This is a genomic window from Pantoea sp. CTOTU46764 (assembly GCF_031974595.1).
Taxonomy (GTDB): Bacteria; Pseudomonadota; Gammaproteobacteria; order Enterobacterales; family Enterobacteriaceae; genus Pantoea; species Pantoea trifolii.
Genome location: NZ_DALYOQ010000005.1, coordinates 65,818 through 82,456, shown reverse-complemented (window position 1 = coordinate 82,456; position 16,639 = coordinate 65,818). Strand labels below are relative to the sequence as shown.

The 16,639-nt window shown below is 52.3% G+C and carries 18 protein-coding genes and 1 other RNA gene; 10 read left to right on the top strand and 9 right to left on the bottom strand.

Annotated features, from left to right (window positions below; genetic code table 11):
* Nucleotides 1-54: 54 nt before the first annotated feature.
* From rseC to rpoE, 4 genes are read right to left on the bottom strand one after another with little or no spacing between them, the layout of a single operon-like run.
* Entirely contained in the window at nucleotides 55-519 is a 465-nt protein-coding gene (gene rseC, locus RTM06_RS03565; protein ID WP_008101521.1) for a SoxR-reducing system protein RseC, read from the bottom strand.
* The gene (rseB, locus tag RTM06_RS03560) at nucleotides 516-1,472 is read right to left on the bottom strand and encodes a sigma-E factor regulatory protein RseB (protein ID WP_256697143.1); all 957 of its coding nucleotides are present in this window, start codon (nucleotides 1,470-1,472) and stop codon (nucleotides 516-518) included. Before rseB ends, rseC begins: the two co-directional genes overlap by 4 nt.
* Nucleotides 1,472-2,128 carry an anti-sigma-E factor RseA gene (gene rseA / locus RTM06_RS03555; RefSeq protein ID WP_008101525.1) on the bottom strand — a complete coding sequence of 219 codons (657 nt, stop codon included), beginning with the start codon at nucleotides 2,126-2,128 and terminating at the stop codon, nucleotides 1,472-1,474. The genes rseB and rseA overlap by 1 nt, the downstream gene beginning before the upstream one ends.
* Before the next feature lie 27 nt (nucleotides 2,129-2,155).
* Complete coding sequence (rpoE, locus tag RTM06_RS03550) at nucleotides 2,156-2,734, bottom strand: RNA polymerase sigma factor RpoE (RefSeq protein WP_007886161.1); 579 nt, start codon at nucleotides 2,732-2,734, stop codon at nucleotides 2,156-2,158.
* Nucleotides 2,735-3,175: 441 nt separating this feature from the next.
* On the opposite strand from rpoE, the gene nadB reads away from it, so the two are divergent.
* The gene (gene nadB / locus RTM06_RS03545; RefSeq protein ID WP_312179979.1) at nucleotides 3,176-4,813 is read left to right on the top strand and encodes an L-aspartate oxidase; all 1,638 of its coding nucleotides are present in this window, start codon (nucleotides 3,176-3,178) and stop codon (nucleotides 4,811-4,813) included.
* Here the strand turns inward: nadB and trmN are convergent.
* Nucleotides 4,779-5,528 (bottom strand): tRNA(1)(Val) (adenine(37)-N(6))-methyltransferase TrmN, encoded by a 750-nt coding sequence (gene trmN, locus RTM06_RS03540; RefSeq protein WP_312179978.1) that lies wholly within the window; start codon nucleotides 5,526-5,528, stop codon nucleotides 4,779-4,781. The two genes, nadB and trmN, sit on opposite strands and share 35 nt — an antisense overlap.
* Nucleotides 5,529-5,669: 141 nt before the next feature.
* Between trmN and srmB the strand changes: the two genes are divergently transcribed.
* A complete protein-coding gene (srmB, locus tag RTM06_RS03535; protein ID WP_256697146.1) occupies nucleotides 5,670-6,998 on the top strand; it encodes an ATP-dependent RNA helicase SrmB in 1,329 nt (442 codons plus the stop codon).
* 186 nt (nucleotides 6,999-7,184) lie between these two features.
* Here the strand turns inward: srmB and grcA are convergent, their stop codons facing one another.
* Nucleotides 7,185-7,568 (bottom strand): autonomous glycyl radical cofactor GrcA, encoded by a 384-nt coding sequence (grcA, locus tag RTM06_RS03530; protein WP_256697147.1) that lies wholly within the window; start codon nucleotides 7,566-7,568, stop codon nucleotides 7,185-7,187.
* 265 nt (nucleotides 7,569-7,833) lie between these two features.
* Between grcA and ung the strand changes: the two genes are divergently transcribed.
* Entirely contained in the window at nucleotides 7,834-8,511 is a 678-nt protein-coding gene (ung, locus tag RTM06_RS03525; protein ID WP_008101537.1) for a uracil-DNA glycosylase, read from the top strand.
* Nucleotides 8,512-8,557: 46 nt separating this feature from the next.
* Here ung and grpE read toward each other — a convergent pair whose 3' ends face one another.
* The gene (gene grpE / locus RTM06_RS03520; protein ID WP_154155627.1) at nucleotides 8,558-9,136 is read right to left on the bottom strand and encodes a nucleotide exchange factor GrpE; all 579 of its coding nucleotides are present in this window, start codon (nucleotides 9,134-9,136) and stop codon (nucleotides 8,558-8,560) included.
* 122 nt (nucleotides 9,137-9,258) lie between these two features.
* Between grpE and nadK the strand changes: the two genes are divergently transcribed.
* From nadK to bamE, 3 genes are all read left to right on the top strand, one after another.
* Complete coding sequence (gene nadK / locus RTM06_RS03515; protein WP_008101540.1) at nucleotides 9,259-10,137, top strand: NAD(+) kinase; 879 nt, start codon at nucleotides 9,259-9,261, stop codon at nucleotides 10,135-10,137.
* An 85-nt stretch (nucleotides 10,138-10,222) separates the two neighbouring features.
* The gene (gene recN, locus RTM06_RS03510; protein ID WP_312179977.1) at nucleotides 10,223-11,884 is read left to right on the top strand and encodes a DNA repair protein RecN; all 1,662 of its coding nucleotides are present in this window, start codon (nucleotides 10,223-10,225) and stop codon (nucleotides 11,882-11,884) included.
* A gap of 187 nt (nucleotides 11,885-12,071) precedes the next feature.
* Entirely contained in the window at nucleotides 12,072-12,419 is a 348-nt protein-coding gene (gene bamE, locus RTM06_RS03505) for an outer membrane protein assembly factor BamE (protein ID WP_061718027.1), read from the top strand.
* A gap of 54 nt (nucleotides 12,420-12,473) precedes the next feature.
* Here bamE and RTM06_RS03500 read toward each other — a convergent pair whose 3' ends face one another.
* Nucleotides 12,474-12,764 carry an RnfH family protein gene (locus RTM06_RS03500; protein WP_061718029.1) on the bottom strand — a complete coding sequence of 97 codons (291 nt, stop codon included), beginning with the start codon at nucleotides 12,762-12,764 and terminating at the stop codon, nucleotides 12,474-12,476.
* Nucleotides 12,757-13,191 carry a type II toxin-antitoxin system RatA family toxin gene (locus RTM06_RS03495; RefSeq protein ID WP_008101549.1) on the bottom strand — a complete coding sequence of 145 codons (435 nt, stop codon included), beginning with the start codon at nucleotides 13,189-13,191 and terminating at the stop codon, nucleotides 12,757-12,759. Before RTM06_RS03495 ends, RTM06_RS03500 begins: the two co-directional genes overlap by 8 nt.
* Before the next feature lie 159 nt (nucleotides 13,192-13,350).
* On the opposite strand from RTM06_RS03495, the gene smpB reads away from it, so the two are divergent.
* From smpB to RTM06_RS03475, 4 genes are all read left to right on the top strand, one after another.
* Complete coding sequence (gene smpB, locus RTM06_RS03490) at nucleotides 13,351-13,833, top strand: SsrA-binding protein SmpB (RefSeq protein WP_007886141.1); 483 nt, start codon at nucleotides 13,351-13,353, stop codon at nucleotides 13,831-13,833.
* A 44-nt stretch (nucleotides 13,834-13,877) separates the two neighbouring features.
* Nucleotides 13,878-14,240: a transfer-messenger RNA gene (ssrA, locus tag RTM06_RS03485) on the top strand.
* 204 nt (nucleotides 14,241-14,444) lie between these two features.
* Nucleotides 14,445-15,692: an integrase gene (locus tag RTM06_RS03480; protein ID WP_312179976.1), complete on the top strand. Its 1,248-nt coding sequence runs from the start codon at nucleotides 14,445-14,447 to the stop codon at nucleotides 15,690-15,692.
* 246 nt (nucleotides 15,693-15,938) lie between these two features.
* Nucleotides 15,939-16,565, top strand: coding sequence for a hypothetical protein (locus RTM06_RS03475; protein WP_312179974.1), 627 nt, complete (start codon nucleotides 15,939-15,941; stop codon nucleotides 16,563-16,565).
* Nucleotides 16,566-16,639 lie beyond the last annotated feature (74 nt).

The window sequence follows — 16,639 nt, the reverse complement described above, 5'->3', positions numbered from 1 at the left end:
TTCAGCGGTTAAGCCGATTGAGAAAGGCCGCATCAAATGCGGCCTGGACGGGGATCACGCTTCGCTTTCCACGCGCAACGCATCAGGCGGTAACGCAACGCTAAGAATCACCGGCTGGAAAGCCTCGCGATCGCCGAAGAGTTTGGATACACCTTTTGCTACGATAAAGCCGCCAATGCCGCCCAAGAGCGCGCCACAGGCCGCAGCCAGATCGCTGGCAAACAGCATCTGAAAGATGCCCGCCACTAAAAACAGGCCAAACAGCGGCGTCATGTAAACCAGCAAAGCGGAACCCAACAAGCTGCTTTCGCGGATGCCTAACTCGATGCGCTGGCCGGGTTGCAACGGCTCCGCACTGGCGATAGTCATCACGTGGGCATTTTTCGGCCCCAGCTGATTAAGCGCGTGGCTGCCGCAGCCTTTACGCGCTGAGCAGCTGTTACAAGACGTTTTCGCTTCCGTGTGCAGGGTGGCAATGCCTTCTTTCCACGCCACCACGGTGGCCCATTCTCTCATCATTTTGGTGAACCCGAATCTATGCTGTCCGCAATACGTTTAGCAGTGGCTGGCGGTAACTCGCCCACCACCGTGATTTCGTTATTATTGCGTACTTCTGTCTGCACCGTACGACGCCCAGTGCGCAATGCCTGCACGCTGCTGCTTTTATCGGCTGGCGTAACGTTGATGGCGAAGCTAAACAGACCATCGCTGTACAGGCGCGATTCGACCGTTTTGTTCATCGACGGGATATCACGGCGACTTTGTGAGATTAGTTTCATGCCCGCCGGGAGCCAGCCTGGCTGCCAGCTGAGTTCAACTTTATCACCCGCCGGTAAAGACAGCGATGGCGGCAAGTTGGCCTTCTCCAGCCCTTGCATCAAGTTGCGCACGCCTTCATCGACGGCAAAGCTGATGACGCGGAACTGCTCCAGCGTTTCACCATCACGATCGAGCAGATCGATGCGCAGCGGCAATTTGGTATCCACATCCAGCCACACGACATAGCTGTAGCGCGTGCCATCACGTGACACGATGCGCACCACTTCGCACATTTGATCGGCCATGCGCGAGCGACCAACAGGAATGAAATCATAGGCTTCACCCAAACGGGAGAAGTCGGCAAACATCAAACCAGGTAACGCATCGATGATGTGATTGCCCGGCAGCGAGAAGGGATCTAATCCCGGCTCGAAATAGCTGATGTCGTTTCCACGCTGGATCACTTCACGGCGCGGCCCGTCCATCTGCAACAGTTGGGCGAAGATACGATTGTCGATAACCGCGTGGCGATAACGCAGGGATTCAATGCCGAGACGCGAGACATTGATGTAGGCAAATTCGTAGTTGAGGTTCTGGCTTGCCTGCTCCATCTGTTGTAACAACACCCCGGACGCAGAGGTCTGCGCCGAGGCGATAGATGAGCAAAACAGGCTGCCTGCCAGCAGGCTAACGGCACACCAAAGCTGCTTCATTACTGCTGCTGAGTTCCTAACGACTGATTTCCGGGAACATTAGCCTGAGCCTGTTGCGGATCGTTTTTCTCAAACTGAACCTGATCGGCATGCAGACGACGTTGCAGTTCATAATCCTGTAGCATGGCATTGACGCGACGACGCTGCTCCTGCACCTGCTGATTAGAGCTGTTGGTGTCAAAGGCTTCAGAAGGCACGCCTAAGCTAACCGGAGAAGCTTTACCCATCATCGGCAAGGTATTGAATGCCGGTGAATCGGACGCTTCAGTCGCGCTGCCGGTGGGTGAACTGTTGTAGTGCTGAACACCGACAATCACCGCCAGTGAAACACAAGCAGCAACACCGACTTGCGTCAGCTGTGCCGCCCAACTGCCACCGCGACGCCAGAACGGCATCTTCTCGTAACGTGACGGCTCAGGCTGCGCTTCAGGGATCAGCGGAGTGACTTTGCGTGCCGGCTCGTTTTCGATGGCCGCAGCCACACGTGCGGAGATATCAAAATGCAGCACTTCTCCGATATCACCTCGTAAGGTGTCGCGGATGAGATGGTAGCTTTCCCAGCTTTGCTGAAGATCCGCATCCTTAGATAACGACGCCAACAGCTCGTTATCTAATGTTTCACCATCCATTAAAGCGGAAAGTTTTTCTTTCTGCATGCCTTGGTACCCTTCCAGTAGCCGTTATCACTGACGTTGGATAAGCGGTTGAACTTTATTATCAATAGCCTCTCGTGCACGGAAGATACGCGAACGTACGGTACCGACCGGACAATCCATGATGACGGCAATCTCTTCGTAACTCAGGCCATCCAATTCCCTGAGGGTAATGGCCATACGAAGATCTTCGGGAAGCGCCTCAATGGTACGAAAGACGATTTGTTTCAGTTCCTCTGACAACATTAAGTTCTCAGGGTTCGAAATTTCTTTCAATGCACCTGCACTTTCGAAATTTTCCGCATCAATCGCATCCACATCACTGGATGGCGGACGTCGCCCCTGAGCAACCAGATAATTTTTTGCTGTATTGACCGCGATGCGGTACAGCCATGTATAAAAGGCGCTGTCGCCACGGAACGATTCCAGTGCGCGATACGCTTTAATAAAAGATTCCTGAACCACATCAGGCACATCGCCTGACGGAACATAGCGTGAAACCAGGCTCGCCACTTTATGCTGGTATCGAATCACCAGTAAATTAAAGGACTTTTGATCTCCCTTCTGAACCCGCTCAACGAGAACCTGATCCGTTAACTGCTCGCTCATCCGAGGTAATATCTCCCCAAAACTTTTTTATGCGTAAGTGAACTGCCAGCACATCTCATTGTTCTGAGCAAGCATGCGCTTAGAGTGACCAAATGGTCTGAAGTTCACTACGACCAGAATTTTTCCGTATCGGAACCACGACATCATTGTTGTTGATTGTCTTTCAGTGTAGCGACTTGCCACGCTGGTGGTGTCTTTTGCGGCACCGATAATCGCTGGCAGAGTACCTTATGACGCCGTCATTTTCACCTTTATTACCTGAATTTTCAGAGTGTTTGATATAAAAAACACGTTGTGCGCAATTTCAGAGTTAACTTACTGAATTCACGTTATTATCTTCCTTTGCTGAATAATTTTTCCGCGCAATTTGTTCAAAATACTTCACAGCATCCCCATCCGGGCTTATGCTCAAGCCACCTTTTGTTTAGTAAATTAAACACCATGACTCCTCTCCCGGAATATCAGTGTGATGTCCTCATCGTCGGCAGCGGTGCGGCAGGTTTATCGTTAGCGCTGCGCTTAGCGCCGCATTATCAGGTTACCGTGCTGAGTAAAGCGCAGGTGAATGAGGGCTCAACGCTGTATGCGCAGGGCGGGATTGCGGCGGTGTTTGACGAAACAGACAGCATCGAATCACACGTTGAAGACACGCTGGTTGCCGGCGCAGGTTTGTGCGACCGCGATACGGTGAGCTTTATCGCCAGCAACGCGCGTCACTGCGTACAGTGGCTGATTGATAACGGCGTCGCCTTCGACAAAGAGCCGCAGGCTGATGGCGAAGCGCGTTATCACCTTACGCGCGAAGGTGGACACAGTCATCGCCGCATTCTGCACAGCGCCGATGCCACCGGCCGCGCGGTAGAAACCACGTTGGTAAGCCAGGCGTTGAGCCATCCCAACATCCGCATTATCGAACGCACCAATGCGGTGGATTTGATTCTCTCCGATAAGCTTGGCCTGCCCGGCAAGCGTCGCGTGGTTGGCGCGTGGATTTGGAACCGTAAGCGTGAGCAGGTGGAAACCTGTCGCGCGCGCGCCGTGGTGCTAGCCACTGGCGGCGCAGCAAAAGTCTATCAGTACACCACTAATCCGGACGTAGCGTCTGGCGATGGCATTGCCATGGCATGGCGCGCCGGTTGCCGCGTGGCGAACCTCGAATTCAATCAATTCCATCCCACCTGTTTATTCCATCCGCAGGCGCAAAACTTTCTGCTGACGGAAGCACTGCGCGGAGAAGGCGCCTGGCTGTTGCGTCCTGACGGCACGCGCTTTATGCCTGACTTTGATGAGCGTGCCGAGCTGGCGCCGCGCGATATTGTGGCGCGCGCCATCGATCATGAGATGAAACGGTTGGGCGTCGATTGTATGTATCTTGACATCAGCCACCAGCCGGAAAGCTTTGTGCGCGCGCACTTCCCGATGATTTACGAAAAGTTGCTGACCTTTGGCCTCGATCTCACCAAACAGCCGATTCCAATTGTGCCAGCAGCGCATTACACCTGCGGCGGCGTGATGGTCGATCGGCAAGGCCGCACTGACGTGGATGGGCTGTACGCGATAGGTGAAGTGAGCTATACCGGCTTACATGGCGCAAACCGTATGGCGTCTAACTCCTTGCTCGAGTGCCTTGTTTACGGTTGGTCAGCGGCTGAAGATATGATCGCACGCTTGCCGGACGTCGCGGCGGTAGAACATCTGCCCGCGTGGGACGAAAGCCGCGTTGATGATGCCGATGAACGCGTAGTGATCCAGCATAACTGGCATGAACTGCGGCTATTCATGTGGGATTACGTGGGCATTGTGCGCACCACTAAGCGTCTGGAGCGCGCACTGCGGCGCATTAATTTGCTGCAACAGGAGATCGACGAGTACTACGCGCACTTCCGTCTCTCTAACAATTTGCTCGAGCTGCGCAATCTGGTGCAGGTCGCCGAACTGATGGTGCGCTGTGCGCTGGAGCGTAAGGAGAGCCGAGGGCTGCACTTTACCCTCGACAATCCCGATTTGCTGGATGAGGCGTTACCGACCATCCTGCAGCCCGAAGTTAGCGGAATAGGTAAAAGTCTTTCACGAGGCTGAGCCAGTCGGCTGAATAGCTTTTATCTTCATCACGAATGGCGAGACGTTCCAGCAACGTTTCACCAGCGGAGGGAGAAAAGCCCAACACCACGCGATTCGGCGGGCGCTGCGCATAGGCGGCGACATCGTAGCGATAACGTAGATGCCAGCCATCCGCCAGCGCCAGTGAAATCAATGCTTCGCCCGCTTCAGCCGGCAGCACCACACAAAATAGCCCTTCCTCTTCAATCAGCTGGGCGGCACAGCGCAGCAGCGTAAGATGGTCGAGTGTGGCGGTGCTGCGTGCGGTATCACGCGCGACACTGCCTGTTGCCATGCCGGGGGCAAAAAACGGCGGGTTGCTGACGATGAGCGAAAAGCGTTTTTCACACTGCTCGCTCCAGTTGACAATATCCTGATGGTGCACATGAATGCGATTTGCCCACGGCGAGGCCTGCATATTTTCCTGCGCCTGTTGCGCCGCACTGGCTTCCAGTTCGACCGCATCAATCTCTACCGAATCGGGCGTGCGTTGCGCCAGCATTAGCGCTATCAACCCGCTGCCGCAGCCAATATCGAGGATACGACGCGCACCTGCCACTGGCGCCCAGGCCCCGATTAACACGCCATCGGTGCCGACTTTCATCGCACAGCGATCGTGCGCCACGAAAAATTGCTTAAAGGTAAAACCATCTTTTCTTAACGTCGGCCGCACCTGCGGCTGGTCCTGAGACATACTTCACTACCATTGAATTTTTTACTGCCGGAAGTGTAACGTGGTGGCGATGGGAATTCACCTGCGCCTGTAATACCTACACAAACAGATGAAGATTATATTCGTTCTGTCTATAATCAGCGCCCCAAACTGAGGTAGACCATGACCGTAACCACATTCTCCGAACTCGAACTCGACGAAAGCCTGCTACAAGCTTTGCAGGAAAAAGGCTTTACTCGCCCTACTGTTATTCAGGCCGAGACCATTCCTGCCGCGCTGGAAGGCCGTGACGTTCTGGGTTCGGCTCCAACCGGGACGGGGAAAACTGCAGCGTTTTTGCTGCCCGCTTTACAGCACTTGCTCGATTTCCCGCGCAAGAAATCAGGCCCACCACGCATTCTGATCATCACCCCAACGCGCGAACTGGCGATGCAGGTTGCCGATCACGCGCGCGAACTGGCTAAACACACGCATCTGGATATCGCCACCATCACCGGTGGTGTGGCGTATATGAACCATGCCGAAGTGTTCAGCGAAAACCAGGACATCGTTGTCGCGACTACTGGCCGTTTACTGCAGTACATCAAAGAAGAGAACTTTGACTGCCGCGCAGTAGAAACGCTGATTCTCGATGAAGCTGACCGCATGCTCGATATGGGCTTTGCGCAGGACATCGAAACCATCGCCGCAGAAACCCGCTGGCGCAAACAGACGCTGCTGTTCTCGGCGACGCTGGAAGGCGATCACATTAAAGACTTCGCCGAGCGTTTGCTCAACGAGCCGGTGTTTATTGAAGCCGACCCAAGCAAAAGCGAACGTAAAAAGATTCAGCAATGGTATTACCGCGCCGACGATCTGCAGCATAAAAACAAGCTGCTGATTCACCTGTTGAAACAGCCAGACGCCACGCGCGTCATCGTATTTGTGCGTAAACGTGAGCGCCTACATGAGCTGGTCACCTGGCTTCATGAAGCCGGTATTCGCACCAGCTATCTCGAAGGAGAAATGGTGCAGGTCAATCGTAACGAAGCGATCAAACGTATGAATGATGGCCGCGTTACGGTGATGATTGCCACTGACGTTGCTGCGCGCGGTATCGACATTGACGATATCTCACACGTGATTAACTACGATTTGCCGCGCACCGCCGATACCTATCTGCACCGCATCGGCCGTACCGCGCGTGCAGGCCGTAAAGGTACCGCCATCTCGCTGGTTGAAGCGCACGATCACGTGCTGCTGGGCAAAATCACCCGTTACATCAACGAGCCGTTGAAAGCGCGTGTGATTGATGAGCTGCGTCCGGAAAGCCGTGCGCCAAGTGCTAAAGTGACGGGAAAACCGTCGAAAAAAGCCCTTGCGAAGCGTCAAGAGCGTAAAGAGAAAGAACAAGAGAAACCGCGCGTCAAACAACGCCATCGCGATACCAAAAATGTGGGTAAACGCCGCAAGCCAAGCGGTAGTGATACACCCGAGTCTGGTGCGGAATAAAACAGCACTCGCTGTAATTAATCGCCTCTTTTGAGGCGATTTTTTTGTTTTAAGCGTAGCGAAAAAGCACTTTCACTATCAAATGCCCTCAAGCAGCCTTCTTTTAAACTCGGCCTATAAAAAAAGCCGCGCCAATCAGCATTGGCGCGGCTTGTATTGCTGTGTGTCTTTTCGTCAGCGCTGCAATTACAGGCTTTCGGTGAATGTACGTGTAATCACGTCACGCTGCTGCTCTGGCGTCAGCGCGTTAAAGCGCACGGCATAGCCCGATACGCGAATGGTCAACTGCGGATATTTTTCCGGATGATTGACGGCATCTTCCAGCGTTTCGCGACGCAGCACGTTGACGTTGAGATGCTGACCACCTTCGATGCGCACCTGCGGCTTCTGCTCAAGTGGAATTTCACGGTAAGCGATTTCGCCGAGGTCGCTGATAGCAACAACCTGATCTTCTGAGAAATCGCCTTTGGCGCACAGGCAGCGCGCTTCGGCTTTATCATCGTCCAGCAGCCAGAATGAGTTCAACAGCTGTGGATTATTTGCCTGAGTAATTTGAATACCGGTAATCATAGTAGGTCTCCAGGGCTTTACGCTGTCGCAACCGGACAGCGAGGTTCATAAGGTTTTGGAATGCTGTGGTATATCACTGCAAGAAACCCGCCGTTTTGACCTGTATCAATTTCGTCCAGTCACTATTGCAAGCTGAAAACCTAACAACTTGATTCATAACAACTTCACTCGATAACTTTTTACGTAAATATTCAAATTATTTTTACCCTTCTGCTGTTGAGTGCGACACGTTAAGCTAGGCGCACTATTTTGCAGGGAGTCAATGATGGCTGAGAAGCTGACCTGGCACGACGTGCTGGCTGAAGAGAAAGAGAAACCTTACTTCGTGGAAACGCTGAAAGCGGTGGCCAATGAACGCGCTGCCGGCGTAACGGTGTATCCGCCGCAGAAGGATGTGTTTAATGCCTTTCGGCTGACCGAACTGGGCGATATCAAAGTGGTGATTTTGGGCCAGGATCCTTATCACGGCCCGAATCAGGCGCATGGTCTGGCCTTTTCTGTGCTGCCCGGCGTGGCGATCCCGCCGTCATTACTGAATATGTACAAAGAGCTGGAGCAGGATATGCCCGGCTTTGTGCGCCCTACGCACGGTTTTCTTGAAAGCTGGGCAACACAAGGCGTGATGCTGTTGAACACCGTGTTAACGGTGGAAGCCAGTAAGGCGCATTCGCACGCGCGCTTTGGCTGGGAAACTTTCACTGATAACGTCATTAGCGCCATCAATCAGCATCGCGAAGGGGTGATTTTCTTGCTGTGGGGTTCGCATGCGCAGAAGAAAGGCAGCATCATTGATACGCAACGCCATCATGTGTTGAAAGCGCCGCACCCTTCTCCGCTCTCCGCGCATCGCGGCTTTTTTGGCAGTAAACATTTCTCGCAGGCGAATGCGCTACTGAGCCAATCAGGCCAGTCACCCATCGACTGGATGCCGGTGCTGCCTTAAAAAACAAACGGCCGCGTTAAGCGGCCATTGTTATGATAGCGACGGATTAGCCTTTGGCTTTGGTCACTGCCACCATCGCCGGACGCAGCAGGCGACCGTTGAGGGTGTAACCGCGCTGCATCACCATCAGCACGTGATTGGGTGCCATCTCTTCTGATTCCATCATCGACATCGCCTGATGAATCTCTGGATTGAATGGCACATTGGTTTCGCCAACCACTTCCACGCCAAACTTACGCACCGCGCCCAGCAGCGACTTCAGCGTCAGCTCGATACCTTCAATCATCGAAGCCAATTCAGCGTTATCTTTGTTTGCGACTTCCAGCGCGCGCTCCAGGCTATCGATCACTGGCAGCAGCTCGTTGGCAAATTTTTCCAGCGCAAATTTATGCGCCTTTTCCACATCCATTTCAGTACGACGACGGATATTCTCGATTTCCGCCTGCGCACGCAGCTGAGCATCACGCACGCCGGTTTGCGACACGGCTAACTCGGCTTCCAGTTGCGCGATACGCTCATCACGCGGATCCACCTCAGCGGTTGTCTCTGCGTCCACGTGCTGCTGATCCTGTTGAATTTCGTCTGAGACTTGCTCGTTTGGGGTGTTCTGTTCTTTACTACTCATGAATTTCTCCGCGTTTTGCACATTCATCTCGCTGGTTGGCTTATTATGGGGATCAGTTTGACGGTTTCAAGTAAACCCATCACATTGCCTGGCCGTTTTGGCTTATAAGGAACTCGCGCTAAATGAACAAACACTTTAACTGCATCGGGATTGTCGGCCATCCGCGCCATCCTACTGCGTTAACCACCCATGAAATGCTCTGGCGCTGGCTAACGGCAAAGGGTTATGAGGTGATTGTCGAGCAGCAGATTGCGCGCGAACTGGATTTGAAAAATGCCGAAACCGGCAGCCTTGCGGATATTGGTCAACGCGCTGATTTAGCGGTTGTAGTAGGTGGCGATGGCAACATGCTGGGTGCTGCCCGCGTGCTGGCGCGCTATGACATCAAAGTCATTGGCATTAACCGTGGCAATCTCGGTTTTCTGACCGATCTCGATCCGGACAACGCGCAGCAGCAGCTGGACGATGTGCTGCAGGGCGATTACTTCGTTGAAAGTCGCTTCTTGCTCGAGGCGCAGGTGTGCAAAGAAGATTGCTCGCCGCGTATTGGTAGCGCCATCAATGAAGTGGTGCTGCATCCCGGCAAAGTCGCGCACATGATTGAATTCGAAGTCTATATTGATGAGGTGTTTGCCTTTTCACAGCGCTCCGATGGTTTGATTATCTCCACGCCAACCGGCTCAACCGCCTACTCGCTCTCGGCGGGCGGCCCTATTCTAACGCCCTCACTGGATGCCATTACGCTGGTGCCGATGTTCCCGCATACGCTCTCAGCGCGTCCGCTGGTGATCAATAGCAGCAGCACCATCCGCCTGCGTTTTTCTTCCCTGCGCAGCGATCTGGAGATCAGCTGTGACAGCCAGATTGCCTTGCCGATTCAGGAAGGTGAAGACGTTCTGATTCGCCGCAGCGCTAATCACCTCAATCTAATCCATCCAAAAAATTACAACTATTTCAATACCTTAAGTTCAAAGTTGGGTTGGTCTAAAAAATTGTTCTGAAAATCAGCACTGACCACTTTACTGTATAAAATACCAGGATATACTGTATGTAAAACCATATCTGTTTTTACATACAGGTGATTATATGTTGGCACAACTGACCATCAGTAACTTTGCTATCGTTCGTGAACTGGAGATCGACTTTCATCGTGGTATGACCGCGATCACGGGTGAAACCGGCGCAGGTAAATCTATCGCCATCGATGCGCTAGGCCTGTGTTTAGGCGGACGCGCTGAAGCAGATATGGTGCGTCAGGGTGCCAGTCGCGCGGATATCTGCGCCCGCTTCCAACTCAAAGCTTCGCCTTCCGCACAGCGCTGGCTGGCGGAGAATCAGCTGGATGAAGGTAATGAGTGTTTGCTGCGTCGTGTGATCAGCGCGGATGGTCGTTCGCGTGGCTTCATCAACGGCACGTCGGTGCCGCTGTCGCAGCTGCGTGAACTCGGTCAATTGTTAATTCAGATTCACGGCCAGCATGCCCATCAGCTGTTGCTCAAATCCGATCACCAAAAACATCTGCTGGATGCTTATGCAGCCCATGATGATTTGCTGTCTGACATGCGCCAGCACTATCAGCGCTGGCATCAGAGTTGTCGCGCGCTGGCGCAGCATCAGCAGCTCTCGCAAGAGCGTGAGTCCCGTCGCGAGCTGCTGCAATATCAGTTGAAAGAACTCAATGAATTTGCCCCGCAGCTGGGCGAATTTGAACAGATTGATGAAGAGTACAAACGTTTGGCGAACAGCGGCCAGTTGCTGTCCACCAGCCAGCAAGCGTTGCAAATTCTCGCCGATGGTGATGACACCAACCTGCAGAGCCTGCTGTATAGCGCCCGTCACATGCTGGGTGAACTGGTGACGTTGGATAATAAAGTCAGCGGCGTGTTCAATCTGCTGGAAGAAGCCGCAATTCAGCTCAGCGAAGCCAGCGATGAATTGCGTCACTACTGTGAACGTCTGGATCTCGATCCCAATCGCCTGCATGAGCTGGAGCAACGTCTGTCACGGCAGATCGCGCTGGCGCGTAAGCATCATGTCTCACCTGAAACCTTGCCGGTGCTTTATCAGCAGCTGCTGGATGAAGCAGAACTGCTTTCGCAGCAAGAGAGCGATCAGGAAACCCTGCAATCTGAAGTCGTCGCGCACCACAAAGCCGCGCTAGCGAGTGCTGAAAATCTGCATCAATTGCGTGAACACTCTGCTCAAGAGTTGAGCCAACTGATTACGCAAAGCATGCGCACGCTGGCGATGCCGCACGGCCAGTTTGCAATTGTGCTGGAGTTCAATGCCGATCAACTTACCGCAGATGGCGCAACGCGTATCGATTTCCGTGTCACGACTAACCCAGGCCAACCGCTCCAGCCGCTGGGTAAAGTAGCATCCGGCGGTGAGCTGTCGCGTATTGCGCTGGCGATTCAGGTGATCACCGCACAGAAAATGGAAACGCCAGCGATGATCTTCGATGAAGTGGATGTCGGTATCAGCGGCCCAACCGCCGCAGTGGTAGGCCAAATGCTGCGTCAACTGGGCGAGTCAACGCAGGTGATGTGTGTTACGCATCTGCCGCAGGTTGCTGGCTGCGGTCATCAGCACTTCTACGTCAGCAAAGAGACGGATGGCGCGATGACAGAAACCCATATGCAGCCGCTGGATAAACGCGCGCGTCTGCAAGAGTTGGCGCGTTTACTGGGCGGCAGCGAGGTGACGCGCAACACGCTGGCCAACGCTAAAGAACTTTTAGCCGCCTGATACCGCACTTTTTTCCTGGCTGGTGGTCATATGCTTGCTCTGTAGAGGTTTCAAATAGCGAAAAGGTTTATTATCATCGGCAGTTATGTCGTCTGAGTAATAAAGCCTGCCGCAGGCAGAGTTCAGAATTTGATGGCAAAAAAATAGCCTGCTGAAAGGCGTTTGGCCCCAGAAAAGGAATGTATAGATGCGCTGTAAAACGCTGACTGCCGCGGCAGTAGTAATGTTGATGATGACCGCTGGATGTTCCACCCTTGAGCGCGTTGTGTATCGTCCGGATATCAATCAGGGGAATTACCTGGTCGCCAACGATGTGTCGAAGATTCATAACGGCATGACGCAGCAGCAGGTTGCCTACACGCTCGGTACGCCGATGATGCGCGATCCATTTGGAAGCAACGTTTGGTATTACGTGTTCCGTCAGGAACCAGGTCATGAAAGTGTGAAACAGCAAACCCTGACGCTGACCTTTGACAGCAATGGAACGTTGACCAACATCGACAACAAGCCGAAGCTCACTGGCAAAGAAGGCTAAGTGAACGGCAATAAAAAAGGCGCTTAAGCGCCTTTTTTAGTTTTTACTTTCTGACTATTTCTTTTCAGCTGAACGCTCTGCGCGTTGACGCCGCAACTCTTTCGGATCGGCAATCAGCGGACGATAAATTTCAATGCGATCACCATCCTGCACGACATCAGCTAATTTTACCGGGCGGCTATAAATCCCGACCTTGTTCGAATTCAGGTCAATATCTTTACGCAGTGACAACAAACCCGACGCCTTGATAGCTTGCTCAACGGTTGCGCCTTCCTCAAGCGTGACGGCTCGCAAATACTGCTTATCCGGCAGTGCGTAAACCACTTCCACGCTAATATCAGGCACGATAAACCTCTTTCGCGCGCTGGCTGAATGCCTGCACCATGCTGTTCGCCAGCTCTTTAAAGATGCGGCCGAACGCCATTTCTACCAGCATATTGGTGAACTCAAAATCGAGGTTCAACTCAACTTTGCAGGCATCATCACCCAATGAGGTGAAATGCCAGCCGCCTGTCAATTTACGAAACGGGCCATCAACCAACTGCATCAATATGCTTTGGTTGCTGATCAGCGTATTGCGCGTGGTGAAAGTTTTACTGATGCCGGCTTTCGAGACATCAACGGCCGCGGTCATTTGATCTCCGCTGTTATCCAGCACGCGACTGCCGGTGCAGCCCGGCAGAAACTGAGGATAAGCATCCACGTCATTCACAAGACGGTACATCTGCTCAGCGCTATAGGGGACCAGCGCTGAACGACTAATCTGGGCCATAATGGTTCCTGTTCATCACAAAACCATTGAATAATACCATTTTCGGTCACCAAACAAAAATTCACGGCTTTGCTTGCTGTGCTAAAATGGAGTGTTTTTTACCGCCCTGCAGGACAGGGGATGCGCCCATAAACTGAGTGATGTAGACTACGCCGCACTATGACAAAGAAAAAAGTTAACAAACCCGGTTCAGCCACTATTGCCCTCAATAAACGCGCACGTCATGAATACTTCATTGAAGAAGAGTTCGAGGCGGGTATGTCGTTACAAGGATGGGAAGTCAAATCACTGCGTGCCGGTAAGGCAAACATCAGCGATAGCTACATTCTGCTGCGTGATGGTGAAGCTTACCTGTTCGGCTCCACTTTCCAGCCGCTAGCGGTGGCTTCAACGCATGTGGTGTGTGACCCCACCCGAAGCCGCAAGCTGCTGCTAAAACAACGCGAACTCGATTCGCTGTATGGCCGAGTTAACCGTGAAGGCTTTACCGTGGTTGCACTGTCGATGTACTGGAAAAATGCCTGGGCCAAACTGAAAATCGGGGTGGCACGCGGTAAGAAAGAGCACGACAAGCGTGACGACGTTAAAGAGCGCGAATGGAAGATGGATAAAGCGCGTATTATGAAGAATTCAAAGCGTTAAGCGCTGGATCTTGACGCCACTTATCTGTAGTATTGAAATTTCTTGGGGCTGATTCTGGACTCGACGGGATTGTGAAGCCTTAGGAGCATGCCGAGGGGCGGTTTGCCTCGTAAAAAGCCGCAAAAAAATAGTCGCAAACGACGAAAACTACGCTTTAGCAGCTTAATAACCTGCTCTGAGCCCTCTCTCCCTAGCTTCCGCTCTTAAGACGGGGATCAAAGAGAGGTCAAACCCAAAAGAGATCGCGCGGATGCCTTGCCTGGGGTTGAAGCGTTAAAACTAATCAGGCTAGTTTGTTAGTGGCGTGTCTGTCCGCAGCTGGCAAGCGAATGTAAAGACTGACTAAGCATGTAGTGCCGAGGATGTAGGAATTTCGGACGCGGGTTCAACTCCCGCCAGCTCCACCAAAATTCTCCATCGGTGATTACCAGAGTCATCCGATGAAGTCCTAAGAGCCCGCACGGCGCAAGCCCTGCGGGCTTTTTTGTGCCCTCAATTTGTCCCCCGAAGTCCGAACTCAACTAATTAAATCCGAACCTTTTAGGCACCTTGTTAGGCACCTCATAAAGCTTTATTGTTTTTGAGGTGCCTAAAACTATGGAAACCCGGCAATGGCAAGACAAACCAAACCTCTCTCCGTTAAGGAAATCGAATCTGCCAAACCCAAGGAAGCGGACTATGTGCTCTATGATGGCGATGGCCTTGAGCTACTAATCAAGTCCAGCGGGAGTAAAATCTGGCAGTTTCGCTACATTCGCCCTGTCACCAAGAAACGTGCGAAGAAGAGCATAGGCCCCTACCCGTCAGTTACGCTTGCCGATGCTCGAAGCTATCGGGCAGAGTCTCGTTCTCTTTTAGCAAAGCAGATCGATCCTCAGGAACATCAGCAAGAATTACTGCGGAGTTCGCTTGAAGCCAAAACCAATACTTTCCAACTCGTGGCTGAACGTTGGTGGAATGTGAAGAAAACCAGTGTGACCGAGGACTATGCAGAGGATATTTGGCGATCTCTTGAAAGAGATGTCTTTCCGGCGATTGGTGACGTCAGCGTTACAGATATCAAAGCTCATACCCTGGTTCAGGCCGTGCAACCGGTTCAGGCCAGAGGAGCACTGGAAACTGTTCGTCGCCTTTGTCAGCGCATTAATGAGGTCATGATCTATGCCCAGAACACGGGGCTGATTGATGCTGTTCCCAGCGTCAATATTGGCAAAGCATTCGAGAAACCGCAGAAGAAAAACATGCCCAGTATTCGTCCGGATCAGCTGCCTCAGTTAATGCAGACGATGCGCACGGCCAGCATTAGCCTTTCTACACGGTGCCTATTCATGTGGCAGCTTCTTACTATCACCCGCCCTGCCGAAGCGGCTGAAGCCCGTTGGGAAGAGGTAGACATAGAAGCACGAGAATGGAAGATCCCTGCATCACGCATGAAAATGAACCGTGAGCATACAGTCCCATTGTCAGATGAAGCAGTTGCTGTTTTGGAAATGATGAAATCGTTAAGTGGTAATCGGGAATTCATTTTTCCGAGTCGTTTGAAGCCTACTCAGTCAATGAATAGCCAAACGGTAAATGCTTCGCTTAAGAGAGCGGGATTCGGCGGTGTACTTGTATCACATGGGTTGCGTTCAATTGCCAGCACCGCGCTCAATGAGCAAGGTTTCCCTCCTGATGTCATTGAAGCAGCGCTTGCTCATGTGGACAAAAATGAGGTTCGTCGCGCGTACAACCGAAGCGATTATCTCGAGCAACGTCGTCCAATGATGCAATGGTGGGCAAATTTTGTTATAGCGGCAGACCGAGGAAGTATTATTGAAGGCGGGCACAAAGGTATCAAATTAATTGCTATGGCCTGATTACATCGTGTCCAGATGTTGGGCACGATGCAGACTCATCGGCCGCCAAGTGCCAGAAGCAGAAATACCTATTAACTAATAGCACTTAGTGTTGATTAACGGGGAGCAGGTCAAGTCATAAAGGTCTGTACTTCTGGTAAGGCAACCGTTGAGACACTATGATGATTCAGCCATAACCTACGCGTGAAAAAAAATCATATACAAAGTTTCGTTTTCTCCAACATGGAAGGAAAAATGATGCTCATAATGTTGAAAGACGTGCTAAGCATTCCTGTTATATCAAGTATAATTTTTGCCTTCATCGCTGCAATATCAAGACAATATACGCATTTCAACCGCCGTGACTTCTTTTCGCGTACGCCAGCGGAACAAGTTAAAGCGGTCAAATGGCTGGCACAGCTCAAAGCTTCCCCCTCAGACCCGTTGGCCATCGCCGAACAACAGTTTCGCCTTCAGTCTTTTGGCCTGCACAGAGACAAGGATCTGTCTGTCAAACTTATCGCTTTTCACTCATCAACATCAGCAACCCATCTTCCGTCGCTGAAGACCGTGTTGCGCTGGCCCGGACTGTATATCCTTGATGAAGGGAAAATTCACCTGCGAAAACAGGTGAAGTGGTTTTTACCCCTCATGATGGTCTACCTGATCTTCATCCTGGGGACAGACATCGTGAAAAATTACGTAACCGAAGACACCTACCCGTTCTTTCTCTCGCTGTCAGTCTCAATAGTGGCTGTTTCCACGTGGTGCTGGATGGCAACCTGCGCATTAAAAGTCTCCGGGCTGAGTAAAAAACTGAACGCCTACAGCCTGCCCGCGCCCCCGGGTAAAAACAGCTCCGACGACTTTAGTTCGATCCTGAATGATCGGTAAACCCGGACTTCCCGGTCCGACAGGTCACACGGCCAGTGAGTAATGTGTACACCTCTGTCAGAACAGGCTAAACA